The 19,655-nt window shown below is 43.0% G+C and carries 13 protein-coding genes; 4 read left to right on the forward strand and 9 right to left on the reverse strand.

Going from position 1 to position 19,655, the window contains the following annotated elements:
• Window position 1: 1 nt before the first annotated feature.
• The 3 genes from NH399_RS23340 to NH399_RS23350 form a co-directional block, all read right to left on the reverse strand.
• The gene (locus NH399_RS23340; protein WP_253043685.1) at window positions 2-2,035 is read right to left on the reverse strand and encodes an ABC transporter substrate-binding protein; all 2,034 of its coding nucleotides are present in this window, start codon (window positions 2,033-2,035) and stop codon (window positions 2-4) included.
• Between the two features lie 225 nt (window positions 2,036-2,260).
• Window positions 2,261-2,404: a hypothetical protein gene (locus NH399_RS23345; RefSeq protein ID WP_253043686.1), complete on the reverse strand. Its 144-nt coding sequence runs from the start codon at window positions 2,402-2,404 to the stop codon at window positions 2,261-2,263.
• A 97-nt stretch (window positions 2,405-2,501) separates the two neighbouring features.
• Entirely contained in the window at window positions 2,502-3,902 is a 1,401-nt protein-coding gene (locus NH399_RS23350; protein ID WP_253043688.1) for an SLC13 family permease, read from the reverse strand.
• 306 nt (window positions 3,903-4,208) lie between these two features.
• Here NH399_RS23350 and NH399_RS23355 point away from each other — a divergent pair, with 306 nt between their 5' ends.
• Together NH399_RS23355 and NH399_RS23360 are read left to right on the forward strand one after the other, a co-directional pair.
• The gene (locus NH399_RS23355; RefSeq protein ID WP_253043690.1) at window positions 4,209-4,916 is read left to right on the forward strand and encodes a ParA family protein; all 708 of its coding nucleotides are present in this window, start codon (window positions 4,209-4,211) and stop codon (window positions 4,914-4,916) included.
• A gap of 369 nt (window positions 4,917-5,285) precedes the next feature.
• Window positions 5,286-7,223, forward strand: coding sequence for a S9 family peptidase (locus tag NH399_RS23360; protein ID WP_253043692.1), 1,938 nt, complete (start codon window positions 5,286-5,288; stop codon window positions 7,221-7,223).
• A 74-nt stretch (window positions 7,224-7,297) separates the two neighbouring features.
• Here NH399_RS23360 and NH399_RS23365 read toward each other — a convergent pair whose 3' ends face one another.
• From NH399_RS23365 to NH399_RS23380, 4 genes are all read right to left on the reverse strand, one after another.
• Window positions 7,298-8,647, reverse strand: a complete 1,350-nt coding sequence (locus NH399_RS23365; protein ID WP_253043694.1) for a TonB family protein — start codon at window positions 8,645-8,647, stop codon at window positions 7,298-7,300.
• Window positions 8,648-8,864: 217 nt separating this feature from the next.
• Window positions 8,865-10,508 carry a tryptophan halogenase family protein gene (locus tag NH399_RS23370; protein ID WP_253043695.1) on the reverse strand — a complete coding sequence of 548 codons (1,644 nt, stop codon included), beginning with the start codon at window positions 10,506-10,508 and terminating at the stop codon, window positions 8,865-8,867.
• A 107-nt stretch (window positions 10,509-10,615) separates the two neighbouring features.
• Window positions 10,616-11,404 (reverse strand): sulfotransferase domain-containing protein, encoded by a 789-nt coding sequence (locus NH399_RS23375; RefSeq protein WP_253043697.1) that lies wholly within the window; start codon window positions 11,402-11,404, stop codon window positions 10,616-10,618.
• Between the two features lie 140 nt (window positions 11,405-11,544).
• Complete coding sequence (locus tag NH399_RS23380) at window positions 11,545-14,505, reverse strand: TonB-dependent receptor domain-containing protein (protein WP_253043698.1); 2,961 nt, start codon at window positions 14,503-14,505, stop codon at window positions 11,545-11,547.
• An 816-nt stretch (window positions 14,506-15,321) separates the two neighbouring features.
• Here NH399_RS23380 and NH399_RS23385 point away from each other — a divergent pair.
• Complete coding sequence (locus NH399_RS23385; RefSeq protein WP_253043699.1) at window positions 15,322-15,645, forward strand: YqcC family protein; 324 nt, start codon at window positions 15,322-15,324, stop codon at window positions 15,643-15,645.
• 64 nt (window positions 15,646-15,709) lie between these two features.
• The gene (locus tag NH399_RS23390) at window positions 15,710-17,395 is read left to right on the forward strand and encodes an acyl-CoA dehydrogenase family protein (RefSeq protein WP_253043701.1); all 1,686 of its coding nucleotides are present in this window, start codon (window positions 15,710-15,712) and stop codon (window positions 17,393-17,395) included.
• On the opposite strand, the gene NH399_RS23395 is transcribed toward NH399_RS23390, so the two are convergent.
• Window positions 17,392-18,291, reverse strand: a complete 900-nt coding sequence (locus tag NH399_RS23395) for a RimK family alpha-L-glutamate ligase (RefSeq protein ID WP_253043702.1) — start codon at window positions 18,289-18,291, stop codon at window positions 17,392-17,394. The genes NH399_RS23390 and NH399_RS23395 overlap by 4 nt on opposite strands.
• 718 nt (window positions 18,292-19,009) lie before the next feature.
• Window positions 19,010-19,567 carry a TlpA disulfide reductase family protein gene (locus NH399_RS23400; protein WP_253043703.1) on the reverse strand — a complete coding sequence of 186 codons (558 nt, stop codon included), beginning with the start codon at window positions 19,565-19,567 and terminating at the stop codon, window positions 19,010-19,012.
• Window positions 19,568-19,655: the final 88 nt, after the last annotated feature.

Genomic DNA, 19,655 nt, shown 5'->3' on the forward strand with positions numbered 1-19,655 from the left:
CTCATGCATCGTCAGGAGTACTTTCTTTCTCTTCCTGGGGCAGGCACTCTAGCGTGCTAGGCTCTTCATGCTCTACCCGATTTCTTCCTTTCGATTTTGCTTGATATAATAAACAATCGACACGTTCAGTGAGTGCTTCTGGTAATTCATTGGTTTCTACCTGAGTGACTCCAAAGCTACAGGTTGTTCGAATACCACCAACAAATTGAGACTCGGCAATTTGCTCGCGAATTTTTTCGGCCAAAGTGACCGCTCCTTTTAAATCCGTTTCTGGGCAAAGAATCATAAACTCTTCTCCTCCCCAGCGACCCACCATATCAGATTCGCGAACCCCTTGTTTTAGAAGGTTGGCTACATGCATCAATACTCGATCACCGTGAGTGTGTCCGTAGGTATCATTGATCTCTTTAAAGTGATCGATATCTAGCATGATCACCGACAGTGGACGAGTAAATCTGTTGGCGCGAGCCGTTTCTTTGATTAGGGCACTATCAAGGTTCATGCGATTATTGAGCTGAGTCAGTGAATCTGTTTTTGATAGTTGCTCAACGCGAATGGCATCGGTGATATCTTGATGAATAGATGTGAAGCCTATGAATTTATGTTTGCTGTCATAGTTAGGTTCAACATGGGCTGCGGTCCAAAATATTTTCCCCGTTTTGGACATGCTTTTTAATTGCCCTGACCAACTTTTGCCTTTTTTAATTTGATTGAGCATTTGGCGATACACGTCGGGATCTGAGTTTGGGTGATGGAGAAACTGAAAGTCTTTTCCTGTTACTTCTAGTGGGTTCTCAAACTCAGAGATTTTGCAGAAAGCTTCCGAGGCTGCTGTTATGTGTCCCGTATAGTCAGCGGTTAAAGAGATAACATGTTTATCAACGATATTAACATAGCGCTGTAGCGCATCTCGAGTTTCTTGTAACTCCAGAGTTCGTTTTCTTACAACCGCTTTAAGGCGGTAACTCACAATCATTAACAAAAGAATAATGGTCGTTAACGTGATACTGATGACTGTAAACCAACGGCCTAAGTCTTTAAACGCATTGTCCTGTAAGCTGTTGTACTCATCAATATGAAAACCTTTCAGATTTGAGTCAGCAGGGGCAAAGCCTTCTTGTCGATAAATGTCAGCAATCCATTGAAAGCGTTGAGGGTTTAAGTAGCCAATTTTTACCAGGTTTGGCATCACCATCTTTTCTGTTTCAACTGCTTCGTAGCGCAAATGATCAAGTGATTTTCCGGTAGGGTAGGCGCTAAAAATAAGTTGAACAATCTCTTCTTTGTTTTTTAACGCGTAGTCCCAGCCTTTCAGGCTAGCTCGAGTGAAACGCTTTACTAGCTCAGGATTGTTTCTGGCGATTTCTTCATGGGTGAAAATAATGTCACCGTAAAAGTCGACACCATAACTGAGCGGGTTAATGATATTGACATCAACACCACGGCTTTTATAGAAGTAAGGTTGATCGGTTACATAGGCTGACATTGCGTCAACGTGATTATTAAGTAGAACGTTATCTTCGAAAGTATGAGGAATTAAAATAAGATCTTTCTTCTTTATTCCCATGATATGAAACATGGCGGCCAAGGCAGCGTCATCATGACTCCTTTGCATCATGATTCGACGACCTTTTAATTCTAGTGGACCAATAATTTCTGAATCTTTGCGAGTTAGAAATACCGTTGGGCTATGTTGAAAAACCGCAGCGATGGCAACAACGGGATTGCCCCTGAGCCTGTGCAAAATTATGCTGGAGTCAGAGACGCCAAACTCTGCATCTCTGGCAACAATGTTATCGACGGTATTGACTTTAGGATCCCGTTGAATGATTTCTACTTCGAGACCTTCTGCAGTATAAAATCCTTTAGCTTTAGCAGCATAAAAGCCAGCAAACTGAAATTGATGAAACCATTTAAGTTGCAGTCGTACTCGTTCGAGCTTTTCGTCGGCAGTGACAGATAAAGAGGCGGATAAAAATAGAAAAGCAAAAGCCAAACATAAGAATCTACGCTGATTGACGAATGAAAGACTCATAGAAGATATGCGCTAGCCAAAAGCTGTCCTTAAATGTGAGGAAGTTGGTTGATATCTCAACATTTAAGAACATTCATACCTGTTATGCAAGGTTTTTATCGGTGGCAGAGATAAAGAGATGAGTTAGATGAGGTAGGTAAGATGATACATAAAGTTATATAAATGATTGCGTCATATAACTTTATGTATCTATATTGACTTACAGTCGATTCATGAGAAGTAGGATTATTTCTCAGAAGGTTTTTGACGACTTAAACGAGCTTCACCACAGGTGATTTGGTTAGCAGGCCCACGGCGATAGCGGCGAAATAAGAAGTCGCCACTATGATTAACCGCGAAACAGGTAGTGCCACGCTTTTGTCTTAGCATTTTAATATTCATGCTAGTCATTGTAGTGAGCTTATATGACGGCTATGTGACATCGATGATGACGTTGCATGCTATCAATCATACTCATGGCCTTATGTTATAACAGAATTAAACAGACCGTTGATATAACAGCTACTCCAATCAGATTGAGTGCTAAGCCCGTTCTGGCCATTTGTTTAATGGTGAGCTTTTCACTACCGAATACGACCGCATTGGGAGCGGTTGCCACAGGTAACATAAAAGCACAACTCGCACTCATGGCGGCGGGGATCATCAACAAAGCCGGATCAATATTGGCGGCTAATGCTGCCGCTGCCAGAATTGGCATTAACAAAGTTGTTGTAGCTGTGTTACTGGTGACTTCGGTAATAAAGGTGACCGTTAAACATAGTAGTGGAACGACAATCCACAGAGGCCATTCGGCCAGCACCGTCAGTTGCTTTCCGAGAATATCACTCAGCCCTGAGTGCTGGAAAGCTTGTGCAATGCAAATTCCTCCACCAAATAAAATCAGAACGCCCCAGGGGATCTTGTTGGCCGTTTCCCAATCTAGCAGCTTTCCACCTTTACCATTGGGAACCATAAACATTACCGCAGCCATAAGCAGGGCAACACTGGCGTCGTTGGCCGTTGTTAAGTTTAAGGCACCGCTCCAACCACCAAAAGGTTCTTTACGAGTGATCCAGAGTAGGGCGGTAATGGCAAAAATAATTAATACGCGAATTTCTTCGGTGCGCCATTGTCCTGGTTTGGGGACTTCTAGCTGATTGTTTGTGGATAAGCCCCTTTGCAGCCATAGCCAGGCAAGAGGAATGAAGACCAACACCACGGGAATGCCAATGGCCATCCACTCAGAAAATGAAATGCCCGTCTGAGTCATTTCTTCATACACGCTACGAAACATCAAGTTGGGTGGTGTGCCAATAATGGTTCCCATACCACCAATACTGGAGGCATAAGCCACACCAAGCAACAAGGCGACTGTTAAGCGTTTGTCGGTGTTCTTCTCTAACACGGCGAGGGCAACCGGAAGTAACATCAGGGTTGTAGCCGTATTCGATATCCACATACTGAGTAGCGCCGAGGCAACCATGAAGCCAGCCAGAACGCGAGGCCCTGAATGCCCACCAAAACTATGAATCATTTGTAATGCGATGCGGCGATGGGTGCCTGACTTCTCCATGGCCTTTGATAGCATGAAGCCACCCATTAATAGCAGGATTAACGGATGCCCATAAGCACCGGCTACCTGCTTGCCCGTCAAAACCCCTGTGAGTGGAAAAAGCGCCAGTGGCAGCATACTGGTTGCCGGGATTGGAATGGGCTCGGTGATCCACCAGAGAGCACACCATAAGGTAATGCCCAGAGTAATGGCTGCCATCGGGCTCATACCGCTGGTCGCAGCGACGGTGCCACTGATGGCGGCGAGTAGGGGGCCTGCGATTAAAGCGAGTTTTCGATAGAAAGAGGAGGACGAGTTAGAATGCTGCTCAGTCATATTTTTGGGGTTATACGTCAGTTGTTATTTTTAGGTGGCTTATTATGTCAGTTTATTGGTGCCCCTGCTGTATTTTTTAGTAAGAAGGGGCGTTGATTCATTGGTGCTGAGCAGCATTTTAAGTGTGCTTTAGTTAACAATGCTTGCTGCTGAATTTGCAGGTCGATTCAATAGTGTCTATTATTTGAACTGAATGTAAAAAGTACAAGATAATCAGGCGTCTGGATAGAATAGCTGATACTTTTTTGAACTTTACGGCTCGATGTTATGAATCAATAACCTTAATAAAGAAAATAGTTAACGATTATGGGTGCGAAAGTTATTGCGGTTGGACAAGCAAAGGGTGGGGTAGGTAAAAGTACTTTATGTGCCAGCCTGGCCGCTGTGCTTGCAGAAAAAGAAAACGTCTTGGTCATTGACTGTGATCCGCCTCAACATTCTCTTGTTGCGTGGCACAAAACACGCGAAGAATATTTTGAACAAACGGGTGTTGATATTTATACCGCCACTCGGCCTACCGAATTAGTAAAACTGGTCGACAAACACAAAGACGATTTTCGTTATATCTTAGTTGATGGTCCTCCCCATATTAACTCTATGACTAAGGCTATGGTGGCCATGGCCTCTGTTTTGTTAGTTCCATTAGCGCCCTCACAGGTAGAAGTTTGGTCCTTTGAAGCTATGGATGAGCTCGTTGAGTCTGCATTAAAGATAAATCCTGATCTAGCGGCACGAATATGTTGGACTCGTGTACGCAGAAGAGTGAAGTCTTCTGAGTATTTAATCAAAGAAGTGAAGAAATCGAGCTGTATCACTCCCTTTAGTTGTCAATTAACGCAACGAACAGCTTATGTTGACGCAATAGCACAAGGGCATGGAGTGTCAGAGTGGTCAGACCCGATTGCAAAAGCAGAAATATGGTCTTTGGCATCGAATGTGCAAAGGCTTTTAAAAAAAGCGCCTGATTTTGAGTCATCAATTAAAGAACGTGTTTTATCATTTTCGAAAGCATAACTATTTATTAAATATTTAATTTCTATTGAGTGCCTCTTTATATTTTTTAAGTTGTCAATTTGAGTCTTATATTTCAGCACGATATAAAAATAAAGCCCATTGCATGAATGGGCTAATAGGGGGATTGCGAGAAAATTAACACGATTGCTAAATAATCGTGTTGAAAATTATACTAGTAATAAATAGCATTTTAGTGTGTTGCCAAGTGTAAGAGTTTGTGTCGGCTCAAGACTAAAGTGATGTCGAACTCTCAAAACTAAATAATGAAATATTATATTGTTTACATTCGTTTACTATATTGTGTTGATTTCTTTTGTTTGAAATTTTTATACTCGACAAGCACCTTAAAACAATAATAGAGGGAATGTTATGCCTTTTAAGATACACGTCATGCTGGCTTTTGTTGCCGCGCTGTTGATTCAGACTGTCGCTGCTAAGCCTGCCGATATACCTGTAAAAGATTTCTTTAGAAATGCAGAGTTTACCGGTCTCCAATTATCACCGAGTGGCAAATACCTTGCCGTTATCTCTCCAATCAAAAATCGCAGAAACATCGTGGTTATGGAGACTAAAAACTTAAAGAAAATTAAAGTACTCACCGCGTTTGATAAGCAGAATGTGGGTGGCTACTTCTGGGCAAATGAGGATGAGCTTGTGTTTACCATGGATAGTGATGGTAATGAAGCTTTCAGCATTTTCAAAGTAAACCGTGAAGGTAAGCCAAAGGTTGTTGAGTTGGTAGGTTCTTCGGTTGGCAACTCTGGCATTCGTTCTGCGTCAGTTGTTCACACTTTGCCAGATGATCCCAAACACATTATCGTCCAGTTTAATGGACGCCGTGTTACCGCTCCTGACTTATATCTATTGCCTTTGGACAGTCGTTGGAGCCAAAAGCGCAGGAAAAATGCGAAGATGAAAATCATTGCTCGAAATCCTGGCGATGTTCAAGGATGGCTAGTGGATCATGATGGCGATGTTCGTGGTGCAACTTCGTTGAAAGGTTTGAAAGGCAAGTTCCACTACAAAGAGAAGGGTGAAAAAGACTTCCGCGTATTAAGAGAGTTTAATGTGCTGGAAGAAGGCATTGCTCCTTTAGGTTTTGATTTCGATAATAAAACCATGTTCGTATCTTCTAATAAAGGTCGTGACCGTGGCGCCATTTATTACTTTGACCCAAAAACTAATAAGCTAGGTGACATGATATTTGAACATGATGAAGTCGATGTCAGTGGCTTGATTATGTCTAGAAAGCGTCAAAAGCTTTTGGGTGTTTCTTACTTTGATGACTACCCTCGTTCAAAATATTTTGACGAAGAAGAAGCCAAAATGCGTAAAGGTTTAAAAGACGCATTCAAAGGCAAGATGGTAAGTATCTCGAGTGCTTCTGATGATGAGATGTTGAATATTCTTTTGGTATCTGACGATACCGATCCTGGTAGCTATTATCTGTACGATCGTAAAGAAGGAAAAGTACAGTTCTTAGTTTCTCGTATGAACTGGATCAAACCTGAGCAGATGTCACCCATGAAGCCTATTCGATATAAAAGTCGTGACGGTTTAACGATGCGTGGCTATTTGACAGTTCCTAAGGATTCTAATGGTAAAAAATTACCACTTATCGTAAATCCTCACGGTGGACCTTTTGGTGTACGTGATTTCTGGGGTTATAACCCTGAGCATCAATTCTTTGCTAGTCGTGGTTATGCAACTTTACAAGTCAACTATCGTGGTTCAGGTGGTTATGGCCGTAAGTTCCAACATGCTGGTTATGGTGGAAAATGGGGCGCAGAGATGCAAAATGACTTAACTGACGGTGTTAAGTATTTGATTGATGAAGGTATCGTTGACCCTGAGCGTGTATGTATCTACGGTGCGAGTTATGGTGGTTATGCAACGATGGCGGGTTTAACCTTTACTCCTGACTTGTACAAGTGTGGTATCAACTATGTTGGTGTGACGGATGTTGGTTTGTTATTTACATCAATGCCTAAGCACTGGGAGCCTGCAAAAGAGCTGTTGAAAATTCAGATCGGTGATCCTGAAGATAAAGAGTTAATGGCTCGCATGTCACCTCTGGCTCACGTTGATAAAATTAAAGCGCCTTTGATGATTGTTCATGGTGCCAAAGATCCTCGAGTTGTTAAACAACATGCAACGGATCTTCGTGACGCACTGGAAGACAGAAAGATAGAGCTGTCTGATGATGAGTGGATCATGAAGTTTGACGAAGGACACGGTTTCCGTAAAGAGGAAAACCGAGTAGAGCTATATGAGAAAATTGAGAAGTTCTTAGCGAAGCACTTGTAAGACTCTTTCTTCTCTAGAATAAAAAAATCCCGGATTTATCCGGGATTTTTTTTTGAGCTTTAAGTTTTTAAATATTAAAACCATCGTTTGTTTTGTTGGTAAGCTGTCAGCCGTTGTTTGATTTCTTCTGCGCTAAAATCAAGATCCTCTGCTTCGTCTAATGCATCTTCCTGATAGTCTACTGCTTTATCAAAGTCTCCCATTGCTGCATGTGCTGCTGCAAGTATTTCGTACTTTGTCACTTCATTACGATAATCTCTACGAGAAATGCTTTCGACTAATTCTATGGCTTTTTGCGGATTAGTCACCTCTGAAAAAGGTGATGTTGCAAATAGCCAAGCAAAGCGTATTTTGGATGTCGGTGTCATTTCTTTTAGCTCTTTAATGTATTGAGCCGCTTGTAGATGAGAGGCTTTGCTTTTGTTTTGAGCTGCCAACCCAGCAAGCAGCTCTTTAGCATCACTTTGATGGCTTGAAGCCGCTCTTGTTAACCAGTCAATACCTTTTTCTTTATCAGATGCACAGCCTTTACCATATATCAGGCTTTCTCCCAATTTAAATTGAGCGGTAGGCACTCCTTGGCGTGCTGCTTTTAAGTACCACTCAGTGGGATTTTCTTTCTTTTTTACATCATTCGGGAATGATTCATGAAGAAGCCCAAGTATAAGCTGGCTGTTAGGATCTCCAGAGTAAGCTTTTGTTGAAATATCTGCATAATACTCATCGCTAATTATTGAGTGATTTGAGAGATTATAGGATAGAGTGTAAGCGATATTTAACGCTTCAATAGCTTGCCCTTTTTTGTTCAGTCTTGGTTCAAAGCGCCATCTAGAAACGGCTTTCATTGTGCCTTTATTGAAGATTTTACTAGGGAAGGATTCTTTAATGCGGATATTTCTAGGGTTTCCTTTTTTATCCAGATCAAAACTTAATTTAACCCAGCCCGCAATACCTTCCATTGCTGCCTTTCTTGGATATTTGGGCTCAACGATTCGTATGGGTTTAGCTTGAAAACTGGACTTTTTAGAAGGTTCAACAAGAACTGGATACAGGCTATTAAGTAAGGCTTTTCCAGAGTACTTTGCCGCCAATGTTTGAAAGGCGGCCTCGGCAGCAGCTTTGTCTTTTACTTCCTTACTAATAGCTTTAAAGACATTCTTTTGGGTATCAGTGGCGGATTCATTCTCGGCGCCTAAACGTGCCCATGCGTAAGCCAGATTAATATCTTTGCTGACGTGTTGTCCGTGGTAATACATTACTCCCAAATTAGATTGAGAACGAGCTTCTCCAATTTCTGCCAATGGTTTAAATTCGGTAAATGCTTGAGGGTATTGCTTGTTTTCATAAGCATCAAGTGCGCTAAAAAAGTCGGCAGAGGCCATTGATGAAGTAAAAAGTAATAATCCACAACATAGGTTTTTCATTAAAATCTCCTGAAATAAGTATATTCCACTATATTAGATAGCTGTTTGACCCTATCAAAAAAGGTCACTCCATCGTATCAGTCTCAATAAGTTGGATTTTATTAAAAGGATTTTTAACCAATCTTAGAGCGCATCCATTATGCTAAACAGCCATCCTTGGGCGGTTATTCTAACATAGTTTGCTATCAGGCCCCAATAAGAGGCCTGAGATAACGTTTTAAGCTACCCAGCCTGCTGGGCGGTAAGCCGTTGGGTACTCTTGCATTCCTAATGCTCTATTAAGCCATACGGCATGAGGGGGTAATTTAGCTTTTGCCATTTGTAGGCGCTGAATGATCTGTGGGTTGATCTGAAGTGGAGGGCGGTGAGCTCCATATTTGGTGTCATATTCTTTGTCGAGGAAGTTCATTCCATACAAAATACACTCGTAGCTCTCGTGGTTCCAGAGGCCTGCTGTGTCAACGGCTGCGCGCATATCTCCACCGCACAATGCGGCAGACTGAGCTGCCTGAGATTGTCCTGGGAAGTTTTGATCTTCAAAATCCGAAGGACTTGGTGGCTTGATGCGCCAGTACTCCAGTTTGGCTTTAAGGCGATCAGTAATACGCTCTGGTTTCTGTACTTCTTTCCAGAATTCCGTATCGGTACGTCGTGTCATGCAGTAATGCATGTTAATGAAATCGAGAATTTCATAGAAGCGGTTAGAGAGGATTCGATTGTAGCGATGAGCCAGAAGTTCCATGTTGTTATTGTCGTAAGGAAAGTGTTCCGCCAGCATCACCACACCAAGGTCGCTTAAATAAAGACCTGTTGACTCCAGAGGCTCGATGAATCCTCCTGATAAGCCAATAGCGACACAGTTGCCTTCCCAGTTTTTATGGCGCCGCCCGACTTTGAAGTGAACAAAGCGGCTATTGAGATCGTCGGTTCCTTCACCTTGATAAGCGCGCATTTCTTTTTCTGCATCTTCTTCGCTGATAAAGTGGCTGGAATGCACGTAGCCAACGGACCGTTGATTTTGCATAGGGATATCCCATATCCAGCCGTTAGAAAGTGCTGTCGCTGTAGTGTAAGGGCGCACCATGCCTGGGTAAAAGCGATCATAAGGTATATGCATCGTCACTGCTCGATCACACAATAACCATTGTGAGCAGTCTTCAAATTCGACACCCAGTTTTTCTTCAATGAGTTTTGAACGAAACCCGGTGCAGTCTACAAATAGGTCTGCTTCAAGGCGATGTTCCTGATCGGTTCGAATCGCTGCAATATGCTGATTTTTGTCAGGGTTCATTTTAACGTCGGTCACATTGGCGAGTATATGTTTTACACCACGAGAAACCGAGAAGTCTCTTAGGTAGTCAGCAAATTTTTGGGCATTCATATGGTAGGCGTAACTCAAAGGTTCGCCCATATCCCATCGGGTTAACATTTGCGGTGCCAGCCCCATTTCACAAATGATAGGTTGAGTTGAGCAGGTTTCCATAAATGGAATTTTGCGGTCACTGGCTAGCCACATTAAGCCTGAGCGATCAATGGGGAGAGTTCTTAGACGGCTGAAAGGGTGGTGATAAAAAGAGTTATCGTTATTTACCCAATTTACATACTTAATAGATTGCTTAAAGGTTGCATCTGTTGCCCGCATAAACTTGAGTTCATTCAATCCGACCACTGAAAGTAGATGGCATATTGAAGGGATCGTGGCTTCCCCTACCGAGATGCGAGGAATATCTGGTGACTCGACAAGAGTGATTTCAACATTCTTCATTCGGCCTTGATAATTCAGGGCTCCATTTAAATAAGCCGCTGTCATCCAGCCTGCTGAGCCTCCTCCAACAATGAGAACTCTTTTTTTCGACGTCATGGTTTTCTCCTTACGTCATGAACTTCGTTATGAAAGCTCATGACTTACGGTCATTTTATTATTGTTAATTATGAGTCGTACTTTCTGGTTGTTTTTTTGCAGAGTGTCTATTCGTAGCCTAGCATCTTGCGTAATCCTGGAGCTGCGTAGTTAACCATCTGCTTTTGCATTTCTGGTAATTCGTTGGGTATATCAAATTTTTTGCCCGATAAATTTTCTCGCGCAGTACCACTTTGTTTGCGATCAGATCCTGTGAGGATGCGCTGCTTCCAATCTTCGGGGAAAGTTTCAAATCCACACACTGATAACAAATCTTCAAAGTAATCTTGAGCAGCACCTTTATCGATATTCTTTAAGTGATGAATCAAATCTTCATAGCGTACGAGGTGAGTATCTTGTCCTAACCATGCCACTGCGTTGTGGGTAAAGATTTCATGCATCGTTGGCGCTTTTTGATAGATACCAAAGATCATCATGTTTAATACTTGTTCAATGGTGACCTTGCCGTTTTTTAAATGTTCAAGCGAGCCCTGAAATGTATCCGACAGAAAAAATCGTGCACGTGCTAATACCCAGTCATAAGGATCGCGCACGACAACTATATGTTTGACCTTATGCAGCGCGATGGCTGAGTCATCCGAAAACAGCAAATGCCCCCAACTTAGCTTTGGCGCTGTTTTAGAAAACGCGTGTAAGTTTTGTTGAAGAATGGGAATTTGAATAAAGGCATTGTGGTATTGCTGATCAACGGGAACAAACATTCGAAAGATGTTTCGAATTAGGTGGGTTCCACACTTAGGAACAGAGTTAAGGAATACCGGGTGTTTTAAAGGGGTTTGTTCAAACTGTGTATTTAGCTCATTGAGATTATCAGGTTTAGCAAGGACTCTTGGCATGACTTCCTCTTATTATTATAAGGGTTACTGCATCATTGTGAAGCAAGGTTCAATGTCTTTGATGGTATCAGTTTTTTGTTGGGATAAAAAATGAAAAAGCCGACAAATGTCGGCTTTTTCGAGAACTTCTAAAAAAGTTTTTAGAAGTCGTAGGTCAAGTTAAAGAACACTCGACGGCCTAATGGATCATACTGGCTGTAGAAAGCCGAATCACCAATTGTACTGACAGTCGGAGACTGAATAGTACTAACCTGAGGTGGGCGTTCATCAAGTGCGTTTGCAACACCAAATACCGCACTTAAGCCTGAGTCAGGTACATCGTAACGGGCTGAAAAAGTATGATAAAGAGTCGCATCGTCTTCGATAACTAGACGGACAGTTTGGCCTCGATAAGTGGCTGTATCTCCATTCTCTGCTTCAACGTTAGAGACCTTACCGAAGAAATTCCCAGTCCAGAAATAAGACCAGTTATCTCGATCTAATTGGGCTCTCAATGTTGCAACGTGCTTAGGATCACCAAAACGACCATTGGTATCAATATTGTTATCTTCAAACAGCGCACGAGAAGATTCTTTTTGGTATGTGTGCTTACTGGATAGTGTCAAAGATCCAATATCTAAGTCAGTGCGGTAAGTGATCGCTAAGTCATAGCCACGATTACGTTGACGAGAGATGTTAATGAAATCATCTCGAATTTCTACGATACGTTGATCGACTGGGTCACGATCAAAAAAGCCGCACACTGGATCGCCTGTTGCGAAAAACTCTGAGGCATAGCATGCTGGAGGAATCAAAGCCCCTAACTGAGTGACTTCTTCTTCAATTTCAAAATTGAAGTAATCCAATGAGACCTGCAAGTCAGCAAACTCCGGTTGCCATACAAAACCAATGGTTTCTGCAACGGAGGTTTCAGGTGACAGTCTACCTAAACCACCTCTTGAGACAACTGTTGCAGAAATTGCACCACCAGTGTAGTCATCTGCGATACCATCAGCCGCACAGTTGTCTGCTGTTCGCTGTGAAATATCACCGTTAGCCAAGGCTGTACCCCACCGGATACAAGGGTCTACTAGTCGCTGGCTTAAGAATGAGGTTTGGTCTGCCAGATAAAGTTCAAACAAGGCCGGAGAACGGAAAGATGTACCACGAGACATACGTACATTAAAGCCATCAACAACTTCCCAAATGGCTCCGATTTTGAAGGTGTCGGCAGTTCCAGCAGTTTTAACATCGGTGTGTCGTGCTGACACTTTCAACTCAAGTGCATTGATACCAGGTAAGTCATAGACAATGGGGATCTGTGCTTCAAAGAATAAAGCTTTGGTAGTGTCTTCACCTACAGTGATACCTGCGCTACTGGCACCCCAAATATTACCTCGTCGAGTTTCTTCCCCAGGAGTATCGCCAATTTCATCAACACGGTAGTGGAAACCACCGGCGAAGCCAACGGGACCGGCGGGAACTTCAAATAACTCATCAATTGAGATACTGCCTTCCAGAGTTTGTTGGTCGTAGATAGTGACACCTGTATCTGTACCAAATAAGTAATTGCGCATTTCTGGCGAAATGTTACCGGCCAGGAACTGAGGGTCTAGCCAAGGAATATCTATACAGTCAACACCTCGTACTGAAGTGGTTGTTCCAACACAAGAGCCTGATGCGAAGTTTTGATCAACAATGGCATCGTTATAGATAATCGCTGTGGTGTATTCACCTTCAGAACGAGAAATCTGATACGACAGATCCCAATACCAATCGCCAACGTCGCCCGTTAAACCTGCGACTACGCGAGAGTAGTCAACACTGATGTTGGAGAAGCTGTGATCAGTAATCGGGGTTGGGCTGAGCCATTGAGAGCCTGTCCAGCCTGCGCTTAGCGGGTTACCGCCAAAGAAGTTTTCATTCAAGATGAAACCCCAGAACTGACGATAGCTGTTAGTATCTGTGGTGCGACGGTTAAGTAAGACTTCGGCATAACCTTGAATATCATCAGTAATGTCGTATTCACCTTGGGCGAAGATAGTCGCACGCTCTGATTCAGGAACTAAACTCTGTAAATCCTGGAATGGGTGGTCAGCGTTTGCTACCGAGTCAGAAGCACGGTCATAACTTACAGGGAACCAGCCTGGAGGGGTTACCATAAAGCCTGGATTATTCGGGTCAACTGCGAAGCCGGGAATATAGTTAGCTAGATCGCCGTCGTAATCATACTGTGCAATTGCACCTGTTGGTACGTTGCCACCAGCACCTTGATAGTCATAAATCCACACATGACCCCACAACAGGTCACTACAGTGAGCGCTGCCAGTACGTGGATCAATTGGATCAGCACGTTGTCCGGTATTTGGATCAAAGATGTAGCGCTGACCACATGCGTAGTAGTCTCGATCACCTTGAGCCAGTTCTGCTTGACGGTTAAAGTCAGCGGTTACACGGAAAGAACCACGTTCAAATGACTTACCGAAGGTTCCGCTCAGACGGGTATTCTCGCCACCTGTCTCTTCTGGAATTGAAGCGAACAAGTCGATAGTACCGCCGTCACCGGTTTTGGTGATGATATTAACAACACCTGCAACCGCATCAGAACCGTAAACCGAAGAAGCACCGTCTTTCAAAATTTCGATTCGATCAATAGCAGAAATCGGGAGTACGTTAAAATCGAAGGCTGATACACCACCACGGGTACCCGCTGGACCTGCTCGGCGACCATTAAGAAGTACCAGAGTTCTATTGGCACCTAGACCACGTAACGAAAGAGTTTCGGCACCTGTTCCACCGTTTTGTACAAACGCAGTAGAAGAGGCAGCGGTAACTTGTGGCGAGCCAGCAGCAATCGTAGAGCGACGAAGTAATTCGCCCACACTTTCGATACCTTGCGATGCAGCTTCACTAGCCGAGATAATTTCAATAGGCTCTTCGCTATTAAAGCCATCACGACGGATACGTGAACCTACGATAATTACTTTTTCGGATTTTGCTTCGTCTTCGTTACTGTCGTCATTTTCCTGCGCAGAAATATTGAAAGCCGAAAGTGCTAGTACGCAACTGACTGCGTGCGCAAGCGGCTTCATCTTCAGCTTATCTGTCTTTGGATTTTTCATAACAATGAAGTTTCCTATGCGGCAATTATTATTGACATTTATTATTGAGTGTAAGTGTTAACAGCAAGTCGACGTCTTCTTCCGACTTTCTTCGCTCTGTCACTTTCTAATGAAATTGAGTTTGCATGAAAGAAAACGCTTTTTTGCCAGCTAGAAAACTACCTCAGAGGCCTTATGAATACAAGGAGGTACAGGTCTATTTATTATTGAATTCTTGCAATTTAAATGCTTTTGAGCGACAGGGATGTTGCAGAAAAATCGATTTTTAAGCTGTATAGATAAAGTTTTGCGATACTTTAATGTTATTAATAATTTAGCGCGCACTTCTCACCTAAATGGTTCAATACAGCAAAAACAAAGTGGTGCAAAGCTGATAAAGCGTTAAAATTTTTTTTAACTAAGTAACTACTTTTTTGTTTTTATTATATTTTTTTAATTATCGCCTTTCTTTGTTGCGCTGCATTATTTATCCTTTGTGCAATTCGTTCTGCTTCTTGTTTGTGCGTAAGTCAGCGTATGATAAGTAGAGATTAGTCAGATATTTATTTTGCTATTTTATGGGGATTTTTGCGCTTTCTGCACAGTGAATGTGAAATTGTAAATGAATGTGTTTTGTACTTTTAGGCTCAACTTTATTTTTCGATAAAAGTCTTATCTTTTGCGATAAAAAGAGACAAATAAACGTTAAGCGTTTTTAATCAATCGTTGGTAAATTTATGTTGTCTATACAAGAGTTTGGTCTGACCAGATTCAGAAAGTTATAAGTAGCTGTGTTAATATAAGATTCTTATCTATTTTACTGTTTCAGGCCTTGATATGCCTTACTCCGAATTAGCCGAACTATTATTAAAAATAGAAGCTGAATTACGCCGCTTAGATATGTGGGCGCAAACGGCTCCCAGTGAAGAAGCACTGGCGAGTAAACTACCTTTTTGTATTGATACGTTACCATTTGAACACTGGTTGCAATTTGTTATGTTGCCAAAGATGACTCATCTAGTGACATCGTCGGGCAAGTTGCCCGGTATTGCTGAAGTCTCGCCAGTGGCCGAAGTGGTTTATAAAGATGATCTGGCTCGAGTGGTTGAGCTAGTTCGTTTGTTGCGCCAATTTGATGAGTTATCGAAGCAATTGGTTTAACGGGTATAAGAAAAATAACGCAATCTTTTTTAATAAAGAATGTTATGCATTAAGGACGTTGTTAATGACTGCATCCAAAGATAATCAAACGGCCAACATATATTTGAGCGACACTCATGAAGTGGTGAATCAGCCAACGCCGCTAGAAAACTATAATGCTTATAAAAGTGATGGAGTGTTAAAACACTGGGTGGCGACTTTTGATGGCCAGTGGGCTAATGACGCGATCACTGATTACGGACAAAAAGTTGGGCACGAATTGTTAAAGGCGGGTTTTTTAGCAAATAAGCATAAACCAGAGTTTCATTCTCATAATCGTTTTGGCCATCGCATTGACGAGATTGAATATCATCCTGCTTATCACCAGTTGATGCAGTCAGCCATCGAAGCGGGGCATCATTCGTTGCCTTGGTTACAGCCACAAAAGGGGGCACATGTAGCTCGAGCTGCCATTGCCTACTTACACACTCAAGCTGATCCTGGCAGTGGCTGTCCGTTGACGATGACTTTTGCTTCTGTACCTGCGATAAAACATCAAGCCGATCTGGCAGAACAATGGCTGCCCAAAATACTGGCGCAGGAATACGATCCTCGTAATGTCCCATTTTATGAGAAGCAAGGTGTTACTATCGGCATGGCCATGACCGAAAAGCAGGGCGGCTCTGACGTACGCGCCAACACCACAAAAGCTTATCCCATCAACGAAGCAGGGCCAGGCAAAGCCTATCAGTTAGTTGGACACAAATGGTTCTGTTCGGCTCCTATGTGTGATGCATTTTTGGTGCTTGCCTACAGCGAAGGCGGCTTATCCTGTTTCTTATTACCTCGATGGCGTCCCGATGGCAGCAAAAACGCCATGCATATTCAACGACTAAAAAATAAGATGGGTAATGTTTCGAATGCCTCTTCAGAAGTTGAGTTTCGTGGCGCTTTTGCCTGGATGTTAGGAGCCGAAGGCCGAGGTGTGCGAACCATCATCGAAATGGTCGCCATGACACGATTTGATTGTATGGTGGGATCATCATCCATCATGGGATTAGCGGCAGCCCAGGCGTTGCATCATACTTCTGGTCGTAGTGCTTTTGGTCGTAACTTACACCAACAACCATTAATGCAGAATGTTCTTGCTGATCTGGCCATTGAGTCGGAAGCTGCTTTAGCGATATCGATGAGGCTGGCTCATGCATTAGACCATCAACAGGATGAGCAACAGATGTTGCTTGCTCGAATTGGCTCTGCTGTTGGCAAGTACTGGATCTGCAAACGTGCCGCACAACACACTTACGAATGCATGGAATCCATCGGAGCCGTGGGATTGATTGAAGACAATGTACTGGCTCGACTTTATCGAGAAGCGCCCGTCAATGCGATCTGGGAAGGCTCTGGCAATATTCAGTGTCTTGATGTATTGCGAGCCATGCAAAAAGAATCAGGTTCGATAGAGGCATTCATTGATGAAATAGAACAAGTCAAAGGTAGTGATAAAGAACTGGATAAACGTGTTGAGCAAATAAAAGCACAACTTAGTGCCCCATCACAATGGGAATTTACTGCTCGCAGTTTAGTGGAAAGCCTGGCACTTTGTTGGCAGAGTGCAACTTTGTTACGTTGGGGAGATGATGATGTGGCGACCGCATTTTTGCAATCTCGAATTCATCGTCATGGTGGCTATCAATACGGCACTTTACCAAGTGGCATTGATTGCGCCGCCATTATTCAGCGAGCGCAACCAACGTTGGAGCTAGACTAAGAAAAGTACTGAGCTTTAATCGCCTTGGCTAACTCAAAAGTAGCTGGGCGATGAAAGCGGAAGAACAGCTCTGGCTCAATTAACTCTAGCTCCATAATAGCAAGCTCGTTGTTGTTATCTCGTACCATATCCACACGACCATACAAAGGCTTGGGATCACAAGCGGCTATGGCTTTTTCGGCAAACTCAATTTCTTCTGAAGTAGGAGAGTAGGGATACACCATTCCGCCATGATCGTCCTGCACACGGAAATCGCCAGCTTTTGCAATCTTTTGCACGGCATGAGTATAGCGGCCACCCATCACCATCAAAGATAACTCGCCTTGCTCGCAGATATTCTCCTGGAAAGGTTGCAGCATAAAATCTTCTGCGCGAATGAGCTCATCAAACTGCTGCTGAATGCTCGATACATTGTTTGAACTAATACGATAAGTATGTCGAGCCGCGCCAGAAATCGTTGGTTTCAAAATTGCCTCAGTCCAACTTTTTTCATTCATCAACTGAGCAAGATCTGCTTCTTGATTTCGTTTTAGAATATGAGTATCCACCGTATTCACACCACGCTCGATTAAATCCAGCAAATAGTGCTTATCCATATTCCAAAAAATTGTATCCCCCGCATTGATAAACTTTACCGTTTTACTGGTCGCTTCAAGCCAAGGTTTAAACTCATCAAACCGCTCAAAATAATCCCAGGTTGTACGGAAAATGGCAGCTTGTGTCGATGACCAATCGAAATCAGCATTTGACCAAGATTTTCGAGCCACCTTTAACCCTTGTGACTCCAAAGCGTCCTTCAACATTTCATCTTCTAACAAAATTTGTAAGTTATACCAGTCTAAAGTCTCTGGTGACTCATAGCGATCTTCGGTAAGAATAACGACATCGTATTGCATGATCAGTGGAATCCTTAGTTTTTTTAATATTCTATTCGGTTCTCTCGAATTTGGGTATCAGTTTATTGTTCTTTGCTTTGGCAACGAAAGCCGTCATCGTACCCGAACAGGGCATAAAGGCGAAGCTCGATTTATCGAAAGAGTAGGGAAGTAAAATACAATCTTTTAAATTAACCAATTGCTTTAAACTAAAAGCACTAACGTAATTCCACCCGCGGGTTTCGTCTTGCCGGACGAGCCTCTTTTGTAAGCCCACAAAAGAGGCGAAAAAGGGCTATGTTCCCAAGATGAGGCCTACGGCACCACTCCGTCAGCTTGAAGCCATCGACGAGGCGTTATCAACGCGCTTCCCTGCGCGGGGATAACTCTTGCTGCGTCCATGCAGCAAGCTCGTGAGTCTTCAATCTGACTCCGTTCTCATCCAGTCACAATGGAGTCGTCTGAAAATTCGGGGCAAGAAAAAGAGCAAAACAAAGAGCAAAACAAAAACACAAACTCAGAGCGAATCTTCCTTGGCACATACAAGATCAAAAAATCCATTTAGAATTAACAGACATACTCGAACTACAAAATCCCAGTTGAGCAAGTGCTAGCGCAGCGACCAAGGGCTCTTTGCTTCCTTTGCAGCTCTTGGTAAAGGAAGTCGCCGTGCAGGCGAAACCTGCATCTTAAGCAGAGTGAGTGGCGAAAGTACTCAAAATCCAAGTAAACTAAAAAATCACTCCAATACCCGATCAACCCTCAACCGTAACCCCGCCAAAGTACTATACCCAATACTCCCCCACTGCAAACGCCCCTCAGCATCCGCAACATAATAAGTGGGAAAAGCTCGAATACTATAGTCCAGCTGTTGCTGCCGCGTACCCAGCAAAACCTTAACAGGCAGCTCATGATCTCGGACAAACTCTTCTACTTCTTCTTTTGTACGCCAATCCAGAGCAATAATAAATACATCAAGGCGCCCCTGAGCGATCTCTTCTTTAAACGTATTCATATTCTCTATCGATGCGTGACAAATACTGCACCAGGGGGCAAAGAAATAAAACAACGCAGGTTTCTTGCTTGCGGCGGGTTGATAAGATTCTACACCACCAGATAAAGCCACCAGATTAAACTCGGGGGCATAAAGAGAACCATCGGTCTCAAGCAGATCTCTATGCTGCCATGCATAAATACCAACAAAAATCAGTACCAAAATAATCCACTCAAAGGAACGTTTGGCACGTGAGGATTTACCGGGGCTGTCGGCGTTTGATGTGCTTTTGCCGGACTTCATTAATTTTTCAAGCATTTGTCTCAAAGTTGTCATACCTAATGTTTATATGTATTGATGTCGATTGTGACTCATTCAAACTGCATACGGA

The sequence above is a fragment of the Pleionea sp. CnH1-48 genome, from assembly GCF_024124665.1.
GTDB lineage: Bacteria > Pseudomonadota > Gammaproteobacteria > Enterobacterales > Kangiellaceae > JAMXSB01.